The sequence below is a fragment of the Rhizobium sp. 768_B6_N1_8 genome, assembly GCF_051811225.1.
Classification (GTDB): domain Bacteria; phylum Pseudomonadota; class Alphaproteobacteria; order Rhizobiales; family Rhizobiaceae; genus Rhizobium.
The window spans coordinates 396,246-414,398 of the sequence record NZ_JBPWPV010000001.1 but is presented as its reverse complement, the minus strand read 5'-3'; the positions used below and the strand labels follow the sequence as shown (position 1 = coordinate 414,398).

General features: G+C 60.2%; 20 protein-coding genes. 11 read left to right on the top strand and 9 right to left on the bottom strand.

Features of this window, described 5'->3' with window-relative positions:
- The first annotated feature begins 31 nt into the window (after positions 1–31).
- The 3 genes from groL to AB8B33_RS02040 all read left to right on the top strand — a co-directional run bounded on the left by groL (position 32) and on the right by AB8B33_RS02040 (position 3,936).
- Complete coding sequence (gene groL, locus AB8B33_RS02050) at positions 32–1,669, top strand: chaperonin GroEL (protein WP_439014181.1); 1,638 nt, start codon at positions 32–34, stop codon at positions 1,667–1,669.
- 752 nt (positions 1,670–2,421) lie between these two features.
- Entirely contained in the window at positions 2,422–2,868 is a 447-nt protein-coding gene (locus AB8B33_RS02045) for a hypothetical protein (RefSeq protein ID WP_439014180.1), read from the top strand.
- A gap of 60 nt (positions 2,869–2,928) precedes the next feature.
- On the top strand, positions 2,929–3,936 hold the full coding sequence (locus AB8B33_RS02040; protein ID WP_439014179.1) for a serine hydrolase domain-containing protein: 1,008 nt from the start codon (positions 2,929–2,931) through the stop codon (positions 3,934–3,936).
- A gap of 47 nt (positions 3,937–3,983) precedes the next feature.
- On the opposite strand, the gene AB8B33_RS02035 is transcribed toward AB8B33_RS02040, so the two are convergent.
- Positions 3,984–4,694, bottom strand: coding sequence for a glutathione binding-like protein (locus AB8B33_RS02035; RefSeq protein ID WP_439014178.1), 711 nt, complete (start codon positions 4,692–4,694; stop codon positions 3,984–3,986).
- 204 nt (positions 4,695–4,898) lie between these two features.
- Here AB8B33_RS02035 and AB8B33_RS02030 point away from each other — a divergent pair, with 204 nt between their 5' ends.
- Positions 4,899–5,327, top strand: coding sequence for a DoxX family protein (locus tag AB8B33_RS02030; protein ID WP_439014177.1), 429 nt, complete (start codon positions 4,899–4,901; stop codon positions 5,325–5,327).
- Between the two features lie 71 nt (positions 5,328–5,398).
- On the opposite strand, the gene hisG is transcribed toward AB8B33_RS02030, so the two are convergent.
- Genes hisG through hisS form a run of 3 tightly spaced genes read right to left on the bottom strand, consistent with a single transcriptional unit; the run spans position 5,399 to position 8,728 of the window.
- Positions 5,399–6,094 carry an ATP phosphoribosyltransferase gene (hisG, locus tag AB8B33_RS02025; protein ID WP_007814195.1) on the bottom strand — a complete coding sequence of 232 codons (696 nt, stop codon included), beginning with the start codon at positions 6,092–6,094 and terminating at the stop codon, positions 5,399–5,401.
- Positions 6,091–7,212: an ATP phosphoribosyltransferase regulatory subunit gene (locus tag AB8B33_RS02020; RefSeq protein WP_439014176.1), complete on the bottom strand. Its 1,122-nt coding sequence runs from the start codon at positions 7,210–7,212 to the stop codon at positions 6,091–6,093. Before AB8B33_RS02020 ends, hisG begins: the two co-directional genes overlap by 4 nt.
- Before the next feature lies 1 nt (position 7,213).
- Entirely contained in the window at positions 7,214–8,728 is a 1,515-nt protein-coding gene (hisS, locus tag AB8B33_RS02015; RefSeq protein WP_439014175.1) for a histidine--tRNA ligase, read from the bottom strand.
- Positions 8,729–8,863: 135 nt separating this feature from the next.
- Between hisS and AB8B33_RS02010 the strand changes: the two genes are divergently transcribed.
- The 3 genes from AB8B33_RS02010 (at position 8,864) to copM (ending at position 10,460) form a co-directional block, all read left to right on the top strand.
- Complete coding sequence (locus tag AB8B33_RS02010; protein ID WP_439014174.1) at positions 8,864–9,622, top strand: hypothetical protein; 759 nt, start codon at positions 8,864–8,866, stop codon at positions 9,620–9,622.
- Positions 9,623–9,662: 40 nt separating this feature from the next.
- The gene (locus tag AB8B33_RS02005; protein ID WP_439017172.1) at positions 9,663–10,028 is read left to right on the top strand and encodes a hypothetical protein; all 366 of its coding nucleotides are present in this window, start codon (positions 9,663–9,665) and stop codon (positions 10,026–10,028) included.
- 72 nt (positions 10,029–10,100) lie between these two features.
- Complete coding sequence (gene copM / locus AB8B33_RS02000) at positions 10,101–10,460, top strand: CopM family metallochaperone (protein WP_113323879.1); 360 nt, start codon at positions 10,101–10,103, stop codon at positions 10,458–10,460.
- A gap of 65 nt (positions 10,461–10,525) precedes the next feature.
- On the opposite strand, the gene AB8B33_RS01995 is transcribed toward copM, so the two are convergent.
- Positions 10,526–11,575 carry an aldo/keto reductase gene (locus tag AB8B33_RS01995; RefSeq protein WP_439014173.1) on the bottom strand — a complete coding sequence of 350 codons (1,050 nt, stop codon included), beginning with the start codon at positions 11,573–11,575 and terminating at the stop codon, positions 10,526–10,528.
- Positions 11,576–11,821: 246 nt separating this feature from the next.
- Here AB8B33_RS01995 and AB8B33_RS01990 point away from each other — a divergent pair, with 246 nt between their 5' ends.
- On the top strand, positions 11,822–12,526 hold the full coding sequence (locus tag AB8B33_RS01990) for an HAD family hydrolase (RefSeq protein WP_113323880.1): 705 nt from the start codon (positions 11,822–11,824) through the stop codon (positions 12,524–12,526).
- Between the two features lie 64 nt (positions 12,527–12,590).
- Here AB8B33_RS01990 and AB8B33_RS01985 read toward each other — a convergent pair whose 3' ends face one another.
- A complete protein-coding gene (locus AB8B33_RS01985) occupies positions 12,591–13,073 on the bottom strand; it encodes a hypothetical protein (protein ID WP_439014172.1) in 483 nt (160 codons plus the stop codon).
- Positions 13,070–13,699, bottom strand: coding sequence for a DNA-3-methyladenine glycosylase I (locus tag AB8B33_RS01980; RefSeq protein WP_310378613.1), 630 nt, complete (start codon positions 13,697–13,699; stop codon positions 13,070–13,072). Before AB8B33_RS01980 ends, AB8B33_RS01985 begins: the two co-directional genes overlap by 4 nt.
- Before the next feature lie 210 nt (positions 13,700–13,909).
- Between AB8B33_RS01980 and AB8B33_RS01975 the strand changes: the two genes are divergently transcribed.
- The 3 genes from AB8B33_RS01975 (at position 13,910) to AB8B33_RS01965 (ending at position 16,271) form a co-directional block, all read left to right on the top strand.
- Positions 13,910–14,662, top strand: a complete 753-nt coding sequence (locus AB8B33_RS01975; protein WP_439014171.1) for a L,D-transpeptidase — start codon at positions 13,910–13,912, stop codon at positions 14,660–14,662.
- A 135-nt stretch (positions 14,663–14,797) separates the two neighbouring features.
- Complete coding sequence (locus tag AB8B33_RS01970; protein ID WP_439014170.1) at positions 14,798–15,469, top strand: L,D-transpeptidase; 672 nt, start codon at positions 14,798–14,800, stop codon at positions 15,467–15,469.
- 121 nt (positions 15,470–15,590) lie between these two features.
- The gene (locus AB8B33_RS01965; RefSeq protein ID WP_439014169.1) at positions 15,591–16,271 is read left to right on the top strand and encodes an outer membrane protein; all 681 of its coding nucleotides are present in this window, start codon (positions 15,591–15,593) and stop codon (positions 16,269–16,271) included.
- A 78-nt stretch (positions 16,272–16,349) separates the two neighbouring features.
- Here the strand turns inward: AB8B33_RS01965 and AB8B33_RS01960 are convergent, their stop codons facing one another.
- Together AB8B33_RS01960 and glcF are read right to left on the bottom strand one after the other, a co-directional pair.
- Positions 16,350–16,790, bottom strand: a complete 441-nt coding sequence (locus tag AB8B33_RS01960) for a hypothetical protein (RefSeq protein ID WP_439014168.1) — start codon at positions 16,788–16,790, stop codon at positions 16,350–16,352.
- 51 nt (positions 16,791–16,841) lie between these two features.
- The gene (gene glcF / locus AB8B33_RS01955; protein WP_439014167.1) at positions 16,842–18,152 is read right to left on the bottom strand and encodes a glycolate oxidase subunit GlcF; all 1,311 of its coding nucleotides are present in this window, start codon (positions 18,150–18,152) and stop codon (positions 16,842–16,844) included.
- Position 18,153: the final 1 nt, after the last annotated feature.

The window sequence follows — 18,153 nt, the reverse complement described above, 5'->3', positions numbered from 1 at the left end:
TCGCTGACACCCCTTTTCAGGAGTTCTCAAAATGGCAGCTAAAGAAGTAAAGTTCGGCCGCAGCGCGCGCGAAAAGATGCTGCGCGGCGTCGACGTCCTCGCTGACGCAGTGAAGGTCACGCTCGGTCCGAAGGGCCGTAACGTCGTTATCGACAAGTCCTTCGGCGCTCCGCGCATCACCAAGGACGGTGTTTCTGTCGCCAAGGAAATCGAACTCGAAGACAAGTTCGAAAACATGGGCGCGCAGATGGTCCGCGAAGTTGCTTCGAAGACCAACGACATTGCCGGCGACGGCACCACGACCGCCACGGTTCTCGCACAGGCCATCGTTCGCGAAGGCAACAAGGCTGTTGCAGCCGGCATGAACCCGATGGACCTGAAGCGCGGCATCGACCTCGCCGTTGCTGAAGTCGTCAAGGATCTCCAGGCCAAGGCCAAGAAGATCTCCACGTCGGAAGAAGTTGCCCAGGTCGGCACGATCTCCGCAAACGGCGACAAGCAGGTCGGTCTCGACATTGCTGAAGCCATGCAGAAGGTCGGCAACGAAGGTGTCATCACCGTCGAAGAAGCCAAGACCGCTGAAACCGAGCTCGAAGTCGTCGAAGGCATGCAGTTCGACCGCGGCTACCTGAGCCCGTACTTCGTCACCAACCCGGAAAAGATGGTTGCTGACCTCGAAGACGCCTTCATCCTGCTGCACGAAAAGAAGCTCTCGAACCTGCAGTCCATGCTCCCGGTTCTCGAAGCTGTCGTTCAGACCGGCAAGCCGCTCCTCATCATCGCTGAAGACGTCGAAGGCGAAGCTCTTGCGACCCTCGTCGTCAACAAGCTGCGCGGCGGCCTGAAGATTGCCGCTGTCAAGGCTCCGGGCTTCGGCGATCGCCGCAAGGCCATGCTGGAAGACATCGCTATCCTCACGGGCGGCACTGTCATCTCCGAAGACCTCGGCATCAAGCTCGAGTCCGTCACCCTCGACATGCTCGGCCGCACCAAGAAGGTTTCGATCTCCAAGGAAAACACCACGATCGTCGACGGCGCCGGCGCCAAGTCCGACATCGAAGGCCGTGTTGCCCAGATCAAGGCCCAGATCGAAGAAACCACCTCTGACTACGACCGCGAAAAGCTGCAGGAACGTCTTGCCAAGCTCGCTGGCGGCGTTGCCGTCATCCGCGTCGGCGGTTCGACGGAAATCGAAGTGAAGGAAAAGAAGGACCGCATCGACGACGCTCTCAACGCGACGCGCGCTGCTGTTCAGGAAGGTATCGTCCCGGGCGGCGGTATTGCTCTCCTGCGCTCCTCCACGAAGATCAAGGCCAAGGGTGAAAACCAGGATCAGGAAGCCGGCGTCAACATCGTTCGCCGCGCGCTCCAGTCGCTGGTTCGCCAGATCGCAGAAAACGCTGGTGACGAAGCTTCGATCGTTGTCGGCAAGGTCCTCGACAAGAACGAAGACAACTACGGCTACAACGCCCAGACGTCTGAATATGGCGACATGATCGCCATGGGCATCGTCGACCCGGTCAAGGTTGTCCGTACGGCTCTGCAGAACGCAGCTTCGGTTGCTTCGCTGCTGATCACCACGGAAGCCATGATCGCCGAGCTGCCGAAGAAGGACGCTCCGGCAATGCCAGGCGGCATGGGCGGCATGGGCGGTATGGACATGATGTGATAGGCCAACGGCCTTTCACAGCATCGTCCACGAAACCGCCCATCATCTAAGATGGTTCAGCACCTCGAGCGCGCTGAACTGGCGGTATGGACATGATGTGATGGGCGCAAGCCATCACTGATATCCATTCCGATCTCCGGAATAGAAAGGGCGGTCTTCGGGCCGCCCTTTTTTATTCAGTCGATTCGAAAATAACCGCGGCTTAAGCTGCGACTTAAGGCGCGGTTTTGGGTCCAAAACTTTCGCGAGGCTTGCGTACTTCGCATTTTCCCCTTCAATGAAATTCGGTCTCAGAGCTGTCTAATTTACGAAAACCGCATGCTATGGTGTGTGTGAAACCGTTCCCACAATGCATAAATGAGACTTTTGAACACAAAACTAGCGGATAACGCGCAATCCGGGCAAAATCCAATCATAACGTCAACCTAACGCCCCGGAAAAAGCCGTTGCCGTTTGCGCAAAAGCTCCTATAAATCCGCGCTGCAATTGACGTTCGCCCGGAACAATTCTCGCCACAGACGAGACCGGACACGCCAAAGGCCATGCGTGAACATTCGGGCTTTCGAAGGTCTCCGCGAACATACGAGATTAAATCTTGCGGGAGACATTCGAGCGGCGACCATCAAAGGCGCAGCCGAACAGCTGTTCCCGCAAGGTGAAAGCACAGGCATGATGCCTGGCGCTACGTGATCCTGTTTCTTTGTGTTTGCCGAGCGTGTGGCAGGGGAGCCGCACCCAAACTGGGGAACGCCTTGTTTAAGATCGCCAAAGCCAATGCTGCCGCACCCTTGATGCCCGGCTCGCTGGACTACAACAATCATAATCACGACATGTTGGCGCAGTTTTCCGTCTCCGAAAGCTGGATCGGAGACTTTTCGACTGGAGTCATCAGGCTCGGCGAATGGAGCGCGATGCTGCACGGTCTCTCGGCGCAGGAATGCGGCCTATTGAGCCTGGTGCGCTGTTACGATCCCAAGGACCGCAACCACGTTCTGCAGCTCTTCGAGCAGGCTGCGACGCTTTCCTCATCCTTCTGCTTTTTGACGACCATCATCATGCCGAACGGCTTTCGCCAGCCGCTCTTCTGCATGGGCGAATCCAACGGGCTGGAAGAAAAGTACAGCGGCAGCATGGTCGGCGTTTTCGTCTTCCCGCGCTTCAAGCTGGAAGGCGCCAGCCAGATCGCCAGCCGGCAGTAAGCGCGCTTTAAACGTGGGCTTGCTCCTCGTGCTGCCGACAGGATCAATCCGGAGAGCCTCATGGGCAGGGAAAGCACATCTCCGACCGATGCGGGTCACATCTTTCCCGGGATACGATGGGAGGATGCCGCCGGCGAAAGTTCCGGCTGGTCGCCGACTGGCCTTGCCGCACTTTCCCTTAGATTGAGTGAGGGCGAATCCTCCGCATTCATGATCGTTCAGGCAGGACGGCTGATCTATCAGTGGGGCGACCTTACTCTCAAATCCAGCGTCGCCTCGGTGCGGAAAAGCCTGATCAACGTGTTATACGGCATCTTCATCGCCGAGGGCCGGATCAACGCGAATGCGACGCTCGCGGATCTTGATATTGACGACACCGAGCCCCTGACGCCGGCAGAGCGGCAGGCAACCGTCATGAACCTGCTGATGGCCCGATCCGGTGTCTATCTGCCTTCGGTCTACGACACGGAGAAGGGACGCCCGGCGAGAGGAAGCCATCCGCCGGGAACGCACTGGTTCTACAATAACTGGGATTTCAACGTCCTCGGCACGATCATCCAGCGCGCGACAGACCAAAATCTGTTTGACGCCTTCGTGTCGCGGCTCGTCCTTCCGCTCCAGATGGAAGATTATGCGCCGGGAGACGGCTGGTTCCAGCATGGTCCTCAATCATTGCACCCGGTCTATAAGATCAGTATGTCGGCCCGCGATCTTGCGCGGGTTGGGCTGCTTTATCTGCGTTCCGGCTGTTGGGGAGACAAGCAGATCGTTCTCGAAAGCTGGGTCAGCGACAGCACCGCCATTCATTCGGAAGTCGGCGCCGGACATGGTTATGGCTATCTCTGGTGGGCCACAGAAGCGCACGCCGGGGGCGATAGCATGGCGACACATGTGCCGATGTTCTACGCCAGTGGATGGGGTGGCCAGTATCTGATCGTGCTGCCGACGCTCGATCTTGTCATCGTTCACAGATCCGCCTCGTCCAAAAGGAGCGGCAGCGGTGCCAGCCATGTCCAGATGGGCGCAATATTGCGCCTCGCGCTAGCTGCGATGAATGGGCAAGGTTAGACCGACCCAAGACCGGCCTAACGTTCAATCCAAACTCAGGCCAAAACTCAGGCCGGCTTGACCGGAATGTTGAGGCCCTTCTCGCTCGCCGGGCGGGCGATGCAGCGCTGCAGCCAGTCCATGACGGCCGGGAATTTCGCATAGTCCAGCACTTCGCGGCCGCCATAGAAGATATCGGCGCCACGGATCCACGGGAAGGTGGTGATGTCGGCGATGGTGTATTGGTCGCCCATGATCCACTGGCGGCCCTGCAGGCGGCTTTCCAGCACGCTCAATAGGCGCTTCGCCTCGTCGCGGTAGCGCTCCACGGGGTAGGAATTGTTGGCGACCTTATCGGCGGCGAATTTGTAGAAATGGCCAAACTGGCCGAACATCGGGCCAATGCCCGCCATCTGGAAAAAGACCCATTGGATGGTTTCATAGCGGCCTGCAGCATCAGCCGGGATCAGCTTGCCGGTCTTTTCCGCCAGATAGAGCAGGATGGCGCCGGATTCGAAGAGCCCTATCGGCTTTCCGTCCGGGCCATTGGGATCTACGATTGCGGGGATACGGCCATTTGGGTTCAGCGATACGAATTCCGCCGTCTTCTGATCCGTCGTCGCGAAGGACACATAGTGGGGCTCATAGGGCAGAGCGAGCTCCTCCAGCGCCACTGAAATCTTCACGCCATTCGGCGTCTGAAGCGAATAAAGCTGGATAATGTCGGAGTTTTTCGCCGGCCAGCGGCTGGTGATCGGAAATGCGGAAAGATCTGCCATCGGTTTCTCCTTGGGTGAGGCGGCGACCATAAAAGACAGCCGCCATGCAAGGCAAGCCAACCGATCGTTTCATATTAGTGAACAAACTGTCCGCTGACGTTTATCTTTCCCCAACGTCAAAAAAAGGCGAAATAGAGGGCATCCGAGGTTCAACACGGTGCCGGGGCATCAAGACCTCAAAAGCCATTCAACGGAGCAACGTCCATGTCGAATACGAACAACGTCCTCATCCTTCTCGCCCGCATCCTTCTGTCCTTCATGTTCATCCTTGCCGGCTTCGGCAAGGTAACCGATGCTGCCGGTACTGCGGGCATGATCGCCGGTGCCGGCCTGCCGGCAGCAACCCTCCTGGCCTATGTCGCAGGCCTCTTCGAACTGCTGGCCGGCCTTGCGGTTCTCACGGGCTTCCAGGTCCGCATTGTCGGCTGGCTGCTCGCCGGCTTCTGTGTCTTCACGGCCGTTGTCTTCCACCTGCCCTACGCAAGTGGCGCGGAACTCGTGAATATCCTCAACCAGATCATGGTCATGAAGAACATCACACTGGCCGGCGCGTACATCCTGCTTGCCACCGTCGGTGCCGGTGCCTATTCGATCGACGCACGCCGCGGCCTGCAGGCCATCGCCGCCCGCTAATTCCATTTCCTCCCAAACACGAAAGCCCGCCGTCTCTCCTGACGGCGGGTTTTGCATGTTCAATAACGTGATCAGAGAACCGAGCGGACAGCCTCGACGATCGCCGTCACCGTGGGCGTATCGGCATGGGCATCCTTGCGGGCACGCACCAGGCAGGCTTCCGAGCGCAGGATGACGCCATCGGAGAGCACCTTGAGGTGATTGGCGCGCAGCGTCGAGCCGGTGGAGGTGATATCGACGATGATATCGGCCGAGCCCGAAGCGGGTGCGCCTTCCGTGGCGCCGAGGCTCTCGACGATGCGGTAAAGCTGGATGCCATGCTGGCTGGAGAAGAACTGCTGGGTCAGGCGCCAGTATTTCGTGGCGATCGCCAGACGCCGGCCATGACGGGCGCGGAAATCGGCGGCGACGTCAACGAGGTCGGCCATAGTATCGACATCCAGCCAGATTTCCGGCACGGCGACAACGACATCGGCATGGCCGAAGCCAAGCCGGGCGCAGAATTCCACCCGCTTGTCGGCTTCCGCCAGTCCCTCGCGCACGAGGTCCTCGCCGGTAACGCCGAAATCGATCGAGCCGTTGCCGAGCTCGCGGGAAATTTCCGAGGCCGAGAGGAAGGCGATTTCCACATCGTCCCAGCCTTCGACGCGGCCGCGATAGGAGCGGTCATTGCCGACGGCATAAATTTTCAGGCCAGCGCGCTCGAAGATATCAGAGCAGTCGTCCTTCATGCGGCCCTTGGAGGGAAGCGCAATGGTGATCGTCATGCGGCTGCCCTTTCGGTTTCGATACGGTCGAGCCAGAGGGAGAAGCCGACGGCGGGAATACGATCCTTGGCACCGAGGAAGGTCATCAGCCTGTCGAAACGACCGCCACCGGCCAGAACCGCCGACGAGCCCTCGACCATCGTCTCGAAGACGAGGCCGGTATAATAATCAAGCGGGCGGCCGAAAGCGGCGCGGTATTCGATGAGCGAGAGATCGACGCCGGCGTTGGAGAGTGCAGCGACACGGCCATCGAAGCGGGCCAACGCATTGCCGAGCTTCAGCCCCGCCGCGTCGGCGAAATGCGAGAGTGCTGCCGAAGCATTGACCAGCGGTACGTTGAGCGACAGGAACTTTTCCAGCACCTGGAAGGCCGCATCATCGAGACGGGTCTCGGAGAGGACGAGCTTTTCCTTGAGCCGCCGGGCGATCTCCTGCGGCGAGCGGCTGGCATTGGTGGAATAGCCGGTCGCCTGCATCGTCTCGTCGATATAGGAAATCAGCGCCGTTTCATCCTCGAGGCCGACAAGGCCTGCGACATGATCGTCGAGGCCGGTGACGAATTGCGGGCTCACGAGACCCGCCAGCAGGCTCTCAAGCTGGATCATATTGCCGAAGGCATGGATCAGCCGCTTCTGCCAACCGAGCGGCAGGCCAAGAGCCTGCACGACGGCCTCGAATACGGCCTGATCGCCGATCGTGACGGCGAGCTGCCGGCCTGGTAGCAGGCGAGAGAGAATGCCGACGGCATCGCCGATTGCGCGGGCATCGGCGCTGGCGAGATTGATATCGCCGAGATCTTCGATGCCGGCCTGATAGAACTCGTTGCTGCCGTCGCGGCGCTGGCGGAAGACTTCGCCGAGATAGGAATAGCGCTTCGGCGTGCCCGTTGCACTCTCGATATGGCGCAGACAGACGGGGATGGTGAATTCCGGGCGCAGGCAGAGGCTGGCGCCGGTTTCGCTTTCCGTCATGAAGATACGCCGGCGAAGATCTTCGCCGGCGATATCGAGAAAGGGTTCGGCCGGCTGGATGACCGGTGTGTCGATACGCTCCGCCTTGCGGGCGGAAAATTCGTCCAGAAGCTCGCCGGAGAAATCAGGAAGGTTGATCAGGGCCATATCAGCCCGCCCTCTTCCGGTCCTCCGCCTGGGCGGCGAGGATTTCTTTCACCTTGGCGATCAGATCGGCTTCCGGCACGGTCTCCTGTGCCACACGCGCTTCGCGCCAGGTGGTGTTGTCCTCGATCTCACCGGAGAGGCGCTTGCCTTCGATCAGATCCTTGATCTGCACGACGCCCTGCGCACGCTCGTCGCCGCCCTGGATGATGGCGATCGGGCAGCCGCGGCGGTCGGCATATTTCAGCTGATTGCCGAATTTCTTCCAGTTGCCCTGGAACATCTCGGCGCGGATGCCGGCGGCACGAAGCTCCTGCGTGAAGCGCTGGTAGCGGCCCATCGCCCCGACATCGCCGTCCATGACGGTGACCAGCACCGGCTGGATAATATCCTGCTGGCCGAGCTTGCCGAGGTTCTTCAGCGCCGTCATCAGGCGCGAGACGCCGATCGAGAAGCCAGTGGCCGGCACCGGCTGGCCCATGAAGCGGGAGACGAGACCGTCATAGCGGCCGCCGCCGCCGACGGAGCCGAAGACAACCTTTTCGCCCTTTTCGTTGGTGACGTCGAAGAGCAGTTCAGCCTCATAGACCGGGCCGGTATAATATTCGAGGCCGCGGACAACAGAGGGATCGATCTTGATGCGGTCGGACTGATAGCCGGCGCTGGTGACGAGCGCGCCGATGAAATTCAGCTCCTCGACGCCTTCGACGCCCTTCCCGGTGCCGGCGACTAGCTCTGCCAGCTGGGCGGCACTTTCAGCATAATCCTTGATGCCGACGAAGAAGAGAACCTTCTCGATCTGGCTCTGGTCAAGGCCGGCACCCTTGGTGAAGTCGCCGGATTCATCCTTTCGGCCGGGGCCGAGCAGCAGGGCCACACCTTCCGGGCCGAACTTATCGAGCTTGTCGATCGCGCGCAGCACATTGAGGCGCTGGCCGGCCTTGTCGTCGCCGCCGAGGCCGATCGCTTCCAGCACGCCGTCCAGAACCTTGCGGTTGTTGACGCGGATGACATAGTCGCCGCGCTTGATGCCGAGAGCTTCCAGCGTATCGGACATCATCATGCACATTTCGGCATCGGCCTGAACGCCCGGTGCGCCGACAGTATCGGCATCGAACTGCATAAACTGGCGGAAGCGGCCCGGACCCGGCTTCTCGTTGCGGAAAACGTAGCCGGCGCGATAGGTTCGGTAGGGAAGCTGGATCTCGTTGAAATTCTCGGCGACATGACGGGCGAGCGGCGCCGTCAGGTCGTAACGCAGCGACATCCACTGCTCGTCATCGTCCTGCAGCGAGAAGACGCCCTCGTTCGGGCGGTCGCTGTCCGGCAGGAACTTGCCGAGCGCATCGGTATATTCAAGCAGCGGCGTTTCGACCGGATCGAAACCATAATGCTCGTAGACCTCGCGGATCTTCGCGGTCATTTCGTTGACGGCGCGGAGATCGGCTGCTGAGCGGTCGACGAAGCCGCGCGGAAGGCGGGCCTTGAGCTTTTGCGGTTTCTTCTGCTTGTCGTTCATTTCGGGGAAATTCCACATATGTGACAGTGGCGGTTTCCTAGCGGATTGGGCGGGTAGCGGCAAGGGCAAGGGCCTTGATATGGCGACCAGAATCGATGGAACGATGCGGAAAGAACCTGTTATCAGGATATAGCCATGATCGCGGAAGCGCTTCAGTATCTCGCGACAGCAGCGCTTACGGGCAGCGCGCACCGCCGCTTCGTGCGCTATTCGGTCAATCTGTGGTCGCGCGCCGGCCGCTGCAGCCGCGATTGGGCGGCCCATGAGGCCAACAGCAAGAAGGCCATTTCCGCCGCGATATCAGGCCTGTCGCAGCGGCGGACCGCTGTCGTGCTCGGCTCCGGATTGCTCCGGGACGTGCCGATCGAGGATCTGGCTGAGAGCTTCGATACGGTGGTGCTCGTCGATCTCGTACATCTGGCATCGGTGCGCCTGCGGCTGAGGGGCAAGCGCTATCGGAACGTGCGGCTGATCGAACGCGATCTCTCGGGCTATGGCGATCTCAAGGCAGGACAAGATCCCGAGCCGCTCAGCTTCCTGCGCAGCGTGCCCTATCTCGACTTCGTCGTTTCCGCCAACCTGCTCTCGCAGATCGGCCGGGGCGTCAAACGACAATATGAGGCGGAAGCTCCATCCGGGATGCCTGACGATACCGTTGAGAGGCTGATAGCGGCGCATATCGAGGGACTTGCGGCGCAGCCCTGCCGCACCTGCCTGGTGACCGATATCTCCTACATGGTCATCGACCGGACTGGCAAAGTACATGAGGAAGCCGACCTGCTGCATGGCGTGGCGCCACCCGAGGCGAAGGCCGGCTGGGACTGGCCCGTCGCACCACTCGGCGAAGAAAGCCGTGACTACCAGATCGTTCACAAGGTTATTGCTGCCTGGTGAGCGGCTTGGCTTTTCGCCTGGGCTTGCCTATGTTTCTCGCATGCGCGCATTGGCTCTCATGACGATGTTTTTCGGCTGGCTGGTCTACAGCACCCTGTCGGCATGGGCTGGCTGCCCGACCTGCGCATCGATGAGCACTGCGGTTCAGACCGAAGCCAGCATGACGCATCATCACATGGAGGGCATGGCCATGCCCGACATGGCGGCTAAGGCCGATTCTGCGAAAGACCCTTGCTCCACAGGCGTTGCCCATATGCCGCTTTGCGCCGCCTGCATGGTGCTGCCGCCGGTCGATCTGCTTGCCGATGGCGGCAAGCATGTTTTCGCCTATCCGTCTCCTGCGCTCGACCGGGCGCTCAGGGACAACAGGCCCACACCACAGGCACCGCCTCCCCGCTTCGTCTGACGATCCCTTTTTGCAGAACGGCAGCGATGCGCTGCCATCAGACCCTATTGTCAGACAGAGGAAGGAATACTCATGTCTCTGAAAATCATCGCCCTTTCCGCCAGCATCGCCTTTGCTGCGCCGGCCTTTGCCGAGGATATGCCGACCATGGACATGTCCAAGCACATGGGCGGCCACGGCCCATCCAGCCAGGCTTTCACGGAGGCCAATGACAGGATGCACAAGGATATGATGATCAAACTGAGCGGCGATACCGATGTGGATTTCGTCCGCAGCATGATCCCTCACCATCAGGGAGCGATCGACATGGCAAAGATCGAGCTGCAGTACGGAAAGGATCCGGAAATCCGCAAACTTGCCGAGAGTGTCATCAAGGCGCAGGAGGCTGAAATCGCCGAGATGAATGCCTGGCTGAAGGCGCACGGCAAGTAAGTCGGCAGCAAAGAATAAGGGCCGCCGTCGGAACGGCGGCCCTCTTCAATCAGTCCTTTGCTTGATCAGGCTTTGGGCTCGAAATCGACCGGGCGGCGGCCGGCGGCCTGGCGAGAAAGCATCCAGCCCGGATATTCCGGAGCAAGAGCGCTGACCTCATCGAGTTTTTTGATCTCCTCGGCATCGAGCTTCAGGTTGACGGCAGCAAGGTTCTGGTCGAGCTGGTCGACACGCTTGGCGCCGATGATGACGGTCGTGACGAAGGGCTTGGCGAGGATATAGGCAAGCGCCACCGTGGCGACGCTGACGCCATGCTTTTCGGCGATTTCGCGCATGACGGCGACACAAGCCCAGGCCCGATCCTTATCGACGGGCGGGAAGTCGAAATTGGCGCGGCGGCCTTCACCATTGCCTGGTGCGCCCGGACCATACTTGCCCGAGAGCAGGCCGCCAGCGAGCGGCGACCAGACCATCAGGCCGAGCTTTTCTTCCTGCAGCAGCGGCACGATATCGCGTTCGAGGTCACGTCCGGCAATCGAATAATAGGCCTGCACGGTCTCAAAACGGGCATAGTCCTTACGCTCGGAAATGCCGAGCGCCTTGGCGATGCGCCAAGCCTGCCAGTTGGACACGCCGACGTAACGCACGAGCCCACGGGAAACGAGATCGTCGAGCGCACGCAACGTCTCGTCGATCGGGGTGACCGGATCGGTGGCATGGATCTGGTAGAGATCGATATGGTCCGTCTGCAGGCGCTTGAGGCTTGCCTCGACGGAATCCATGATATGGCCGCGCGAGGCGCCGCGGTCGTTCGGCTTGTCGCCCATAACGCCATAGACCTTGGTGGCGATGACGACATCCTTGCGCGGCACGCCAAGGTTCTTCAGTGCCTGGCCGAGCAGCCGCTCGGATTCACCAAACGAATAGACGTCTGCGGTATCGATGAAATTGACGCCGGCATCCAGTGAACGCTGGACGATCTCATCGGCCGCCTTCTGGTCGACATCGGCAATGGCGCCCCAGGGGGTGCCTTGCTTGGCCTCCCCGAATGTCATGGTTCCAAGGCAGATTTCAGATACGAAAAGTCCGGTATTTCCGAGTTGATTGTAACGCATGTCGAGAAATTCCCTTGTGTCTGCCGCAATAGGGGCTTGCGGACTGCTGAACTCTATTTTTTGATTATTGGCCTGCGCGTAACAGGCACAGCCGGGGCTGGCTGCAAGGTGAGGCACTTTTCATGTAGGTCGCCGGCCCGCGTTTTTCAACGGAACACGGCCCCGTGGAGACGCCCTTGTCTCGACACAGGCTGGGAATAGATTGCCCGCCTTATATCGACAGGGCGTATTTCTAGAGGTGCGTATATGACCGCCCGACCATTGACGACGATCGGTTTCGATGCCGATGACACACTCTGGCAGAACGAACACTATTACAGACTGACAGAAGAGCATTTTACCCGGCTTCTCGCCGATTTCGCCGAGGGCGCGAAGATTTCCGAGCGGCTTCTCGAAGCCGAAAAACGCAACCTCGCCCATTACGGTTTCGGCATCAAAGGCTTCACGCTGTCGATGATCGAAACGGCGATCGAAATCACCGAGGGCAAGGTGCCGGCGAGTGTAATCGCCAAGATCCTCGATACCGGACGCGACCTTCTGTCCCATCCGGTCGAAACCCTGCCGCATGTGCGCGATACACTGGAAACGCTTGCGGGAAAATATCTGCTGGTGGTGATCACCAAGGGTGATCTCTTCGATCAGGAGCGCAAGCTCGCCCAGTCTGGACTTGGCGACTATTTCGATGCTGTCGAGATCGTCTCCGACAAGACTGCGGTCACCTATCGGCGCATCTTCTCCAAGGTCGGCGACGGGCCGGAGCGGGCGATGATGGTCGGCAATTCGCTGAAGTCCGATATCGTGCCGGCCATTGCCGCCGGCAGCTACGGTGTCTTTGTGCCCCACGAGCTCACCTGGGTCCTGGAGCGGGTCGAGGAGCCGAAAGACGCGCCGCGCTTCCGCAGGATTGTCCATCTCGGCGAATTGCGCGGGCTGATCGACGGGCTTGGCTAAAGCATCCTTACGCAATTCCGGACGCAAAACCGCTGCACAGTTTTGCTAAAATTGCTCTCGGTTATTACCGCTTCGGAAAAAGCGACGGCCGCTCCTCCTGTTGAGGCGCCGGCTTCACCGGCTGAGGAGCCGCGGCAAGCGGTTCGATCAGGATGCTGTAGGGCGCGCCCAGCCCGCGGCGCGGCGAGACCTTGGAATAGTAAGGGCGCAGCAGCCAGGTAGCGTTTTCCTCCACGGTCGTCTCGTAGCTGGTGCCGTCCTCGTCCGTCCCGAAAAAGGCTTCGTCATCGGGTTTCGACAGATCGAAGATCGCGAGATAGGCGAATTTGCTCTTTGTCTCGAAGCTGATCTTCACATGCTGGCCGACGCGCACGGGCAGCGTATAGACGTGGCTGTTGCCGAACTTGGTCCAACCCTTCAATTGCATGGTCACGGCGGGGAACTGCAGCTTTTCGATTTTCTCGCCCGGGTCGAGTTGCGGCGTCTGCGCAATGGCTGCGGAGGCGGAGAGGAAAAGTGCTGTGGCAAACACAAGAAGCGGCTTCATGGGCGCGCCAATGCTGCGCGCATCGCCTCCACTTCAGCGCGACAGAAGCAGCCTTCGAGATGATCGTTGACGAGACCCATAGCCTGCATGAAGGCATAAACTGTGGTCGGTCCGACAAAGGTCCAGCCGCGCTTCTTCAAATCCTTGGAAATCCTGACTGACGTGGCGGTGGTCGGATTGGCGACGATATGCTGGCGGTCGACGACGGCAGGCCGATCTTCCTGGCGCGGCTCATAGTTCCAGAAGTAGCGGGCGAGAGTGCCGAATTCGCTCCTGAGATCGATTGCGCGACGCGCATTGTTGATCGTCGATACGATCTTGCCGCGATGGCGGATGATGCCGGCGTCAGCAAGGCAGCGAGCGATATCCTCGTCGCCGAAGCGCGCCACCTTCTCGAAATCGAAGCCGGCGAAAGCGGCGCGGAAATTCTCGCGTTTGCGCAGGATCGTCAGCCAGGAAAGACCGGACTGGAAACCTTCGAGGCAGATCTTCTCGAAGAGCCTGATGTCATCGGTGACAGGCCTGCCCCACTCCTCATCGTGGTAGCGCAGGTAATCGGGCAGATTCGCATGCCAGTGGCAGCGGCTCTTGCCATCCTCGCCGATGATGATGCCGGTTTCGCTCATATTTTCTTCTCGTTTTGCGGCTGTGAATCCGGCTTTACCATTTGCAAACCTTCTTTCCAAACCGAACGGTAACCCTGACGAAAAGTTTATTCCGTCCGTCGCCTTTTAATGAATCCGCATTTACCATTCGCTGGCGAACGCGGTGGCAGCATGGCCGCAGGCGGACAATTCCGCCAGCGCATTTTCGGTCATTTGTAGAGAGTTCGTCCGATGATGAAACCCCTTGTCCTTGCCGCAGCCATGCTCGGCATTCTGTCCACGGCCGCCCTTGCAGACGACCGCTACGCCTCCCGTCCGCCCGTGGTGTTGAGCCCCGATCTCACCGCCCCCTGGATCAACCAGCTCGGCGGCGGTTCGGTTCGTCCCGTCGTCTACCAGCGGCCGGTCGTCGTACAGCAGCGCGGCCTTTTCCAGCAGCGCCGGACGTATATCCAGCGCGCGCCGCAGCCGGCACCGCAGACCGTGTCTGCCATCCGCCCCGGCGTTCCCGTCATCCGTGGGCAGGTCGAGCCGCAGTTCCTGCCACAGATCGTCGATTACGATACGAAGGAAAGGCCCGGCACGCTTATCATCGACACCAACAACCGCTTCCTCTACCTCGTCATGGATGGCGGCAAGGCCCGCCGCTACGGCGTCGGCGTCGGCAAGCCCGGCTTCGAATGGGCAGGCGCCCACAAGATCACCCGCAAGGCGGAGTGGCCGGATTGGACGCCGCCCTCGGAAATGGTGAGCCGCGAAGCCGCCAAGGGCCATTATCTTCCCGCCCGCATGGATGGCGGCCCGGAAAATCCGCTCGGCGCCCGTGCCATGTATCTCGGTTCCACGCTCTACCGCATTCACGGCACCAATGCGCCCTGGACGATCGGCAGCGCCGTCTCCTCCGGCTGTATCCGCATGCGCAACGAGGACGTGGTCGACCTTTATGATCGCGTCAATATCGGCACCCGCGTCATCGTGATGTAAAGGCCAAATAACGCCAGCGGACGGCAAGAACAGCCGCCCGCTGGACAACAAAAAACCGTGTCCCTCACCTCTCCGACTTGAAATTCAAACCGATTTGACTAGCCTCTACGCGGTCTGAAGGAGAGGGTATCGAAAATGAAGCAGTTTTTTAGGCTCGCGGCGGCGGCTGCCGTCGCGCTGTCCTGTACAGTTGTGACCGTCAGCGCGGAACCGGTCATGACGGCTACGGACGCCGTGCGCGGCGTCAAGCAGACCCGTGAGATCAAGCCACAGTTCCGCAAGCGTGTCGTCCGTCTTGCCACCAGCGAAAAGCCCGGCACCATTATCGTCGACACCAACAACAAGTTTCTCTACCTCGTCGAAGGCAATAACCGCGCCACGCGCTACGGCATCGGCGTCGGCCGCGACGGTTTCGGCTGGTCGGGTGTCGTGACGGTCGGTCGCATGGCCGAATGGCCGAACTGGACGCCGCCGGCTGAGATGCGCGCCCGCGAGGCCCGCGAGGGTCACAATCTTCCCGCCGTTCAGCCCGGCGGCCCTGATAATCCGCTCGGTGCGCGCGCCATGTATCTCTACAAGGGCGGCCGCGACACGATCTTCCGCATTCACGGCACCAACCAGCCCTGGACGATCGGCCTCAACATGTCCTCAGGCTGCATCCGCATGATGAACAATGATGTGTCGCATCTTTACAGCCGCGTCTCCGTCGGCACCAAGGTCATCGTCGTCGGTCCCGGCAACAAGCAGGGCAATGTCGCCTTCCAAGACAAGGGCATCGATATCCTGCGCACCATGTTTGGCGGTTGAGCCACACTTTCAACAAAAAAATAAAGGCGCACATCGTGCGCCTTTTTGTTTGTTAAGATTGTGACACAGAACTCTGCCACAAAATCGACCTGATCACCTTTCGGTACTTCGGGGACATTCAATGGCATATGCATTGCGTCTTTCCGCCATGCTTCTGGCAGGCATTGCGTTTTCCGCACTTGCATCGATGGCTGGCACGGCTTCGGCCGAAGATCTGGAATTTTCCATCTATGGCGGCTACCAGACGGCGCCGCATAGCCACGTCGATGTTTCCGACGGCACCTCCTTCAGCGCCGGCTGGGAGGGCAAGTCGTTCGGCAGCCCGCCCTATTACGGCGGCCGCGTCACCTGGTGGCTGGGCGACTTCAACCTGCCGAACTGGGGCGTGTCGCTCGACTATACCCATGACAAGGTCTATGCCGATGACGAGACGATGGCACGTTCACCGGGCTGGACGCATTTCGAATTCACCGACGGCCTGAACCTCCTGACCGTCAACGGCCTCTACCGCTTCAAGGACCCGGCTCGTCGATGGACCCCCTATCTCGGCGCCGGTGTCGGGGTAAACATTCCGCACGTTGAAGTCACCCGTCCGCAGGGCACGACCTTCGACTATGAATTCGGCGGCGTGACCTTCCAGGCGCAGGCGGGCGTCGACTTCCGCGTCACCGACAACTGGTCGACCTTCGTGGAATACAAGGGCACCTATTCGCGCGTCGACGTTCCGATCGACAGCGGCGACCGCCTGAAGACGAACATCGTCACCAACGCCGTCAATGTCGGTATTTCCTACCACTGGTAATCTGGAGCAATTCCAGCAAAAGCGTACAGCGGTCTTGCGTCCGGAATTATGTAAAAACAAAGAGATAGAGCTGCGGGACTATTTGGTGCCGCAGCTCACCTTGCCTTCGACGACGAAGAAGCTTGTGCTGCCTTCGATGCGCAAAGCATAAGTGCCGCTGAAATTCGGCGAAGCCTTGCCGTGCTCGCCGGCGAGAACCGCGAGATCCAGAGACTCGCTTTCAGCGTCAGTACCTTCCGTCGTGAAGACTTCCAGGCGCAAATCGCCATCGCGCGACCAGCGGTTTGTCAAATCCCTCGATTCGAGGATCCGCTTGCCGAAGTTTTTGGATTTATTGGCGTCCTTGAGCATCAGCGCGCCACGGAAATGGATCAGCTTGTGACCGCCTCCATCTTCAAAAGCGCTTTCGAGCGTGAAGCGCACGCCCTTGTCGTCTGCAGAACAGAAATAGCGACTGTCGGCGTGCGCCGCACCAGCCGCGCCGAGCAATACGGCAAGCACCGTCAATCCACGCCACATAGCCAGAACTCCTGAGATCGGCCCTTGAGATCGGCCAATGAATCGATGCTCTCAGGCTAGCGGCAAATCCCTTAATTTTTCAGGCACAGCACCGCCATAAGCCCAGTCCAGAAGCTCGACGGTGTGCAGGATTGGCGTTGATGTGCCTGACCCGATCTGGGTGATGCAGCCGATATTGCCTGTCGCGATGATATCGGCCTTGGTCGCCTCGATATTCTTGACCTTGCGGGCCTTGAGGGTAGCGGAAATATCCGGCTGCAGGACGTTGTAGGTGCCGGCCGAGCCGCAGCAGAGATGGCCCTCGGCCGGATCGCGAACGGTAAAACCTGCCGCCTTGAGCAGATGCCTTGGCGCCATGGTGATCTTCTGCCCATGCTGCATGGAACAGGCTGAGTGATAGGCAACGGTGATGCCTTTCGGCATGTGGGCGGGCAGATCGAGGCCGGCCAGATATTCTGTGACGTCCTTGGCAAGGGCAGAAACCTGCGCCGCCTTGCCGGCATAGGCCGGGTCAAGGCGCAGCATGTGGCCATAGTCCTTGATCGTCGTGCCGCAGCCGGAGGCGGTGATGATGATCGCGTCGAGGCCGCCAGCCTCGATCTCGCGGGTCCAGACATCGACATTGACACGGGCCGAGGCGAGAGCCTGCTCTTCGCGCCCCATATGGTGGACGAGAGCGCCGCAGCAGGCCTCGCCCTCGGGGACGACCACCTCCACGCCCAATCGTGTCAGCAGCCGGATGGTCGCCTCATTGATGGCGGGATCGAGAACGGGCTGCGCGCAGCCGGTGAGGATCGCGACGCGGCCGCGGCGCTCGGCCTGTGGCTCATGCCGGCCAGGCCGAGCAAAAGGCGACGGCGCCGGAATGCTGTGCGGCGCAAGCGCCAGCATGGCTGCAAACGGCTGCAGTGCCGCCCCGCGCATCAGGCCGGCAAAGGGACGACCGATGCGGGCAACCGCAAGTGCTGCACGAAAACGGCCGGGATAGGGCAGCACCGCCGCCAGAATGGCGCGCGTCAGCCGGTTCATGAACGGCCGCTTATAGGTCTTTTCGATGTGAACCCGGGCATGGTCCACGAGATGCATATAGTCGACGCCGGAAGGACAGGTCGTGGTGCAGGCAAGGCAGGAAAGACAGCGGTCGATATGGGTGACGACTTGCGTATCCGCCGCGCGACCGTTTTCCAGCATGTCCTTGATGAGATAGATGCGACCGCGCGGGCTGTCGAGTTCGTTGCCGAGCGTGACATAGGTCGGACAGGTGGCGGTGCAGAAGCCGCAGTGGACGCATTTGCGCAGGATCTGCTCGGATTCGGCGACATGCGGATCGGCAAGCTGGGCAAGGTTGAAGTTGGTCTGCATT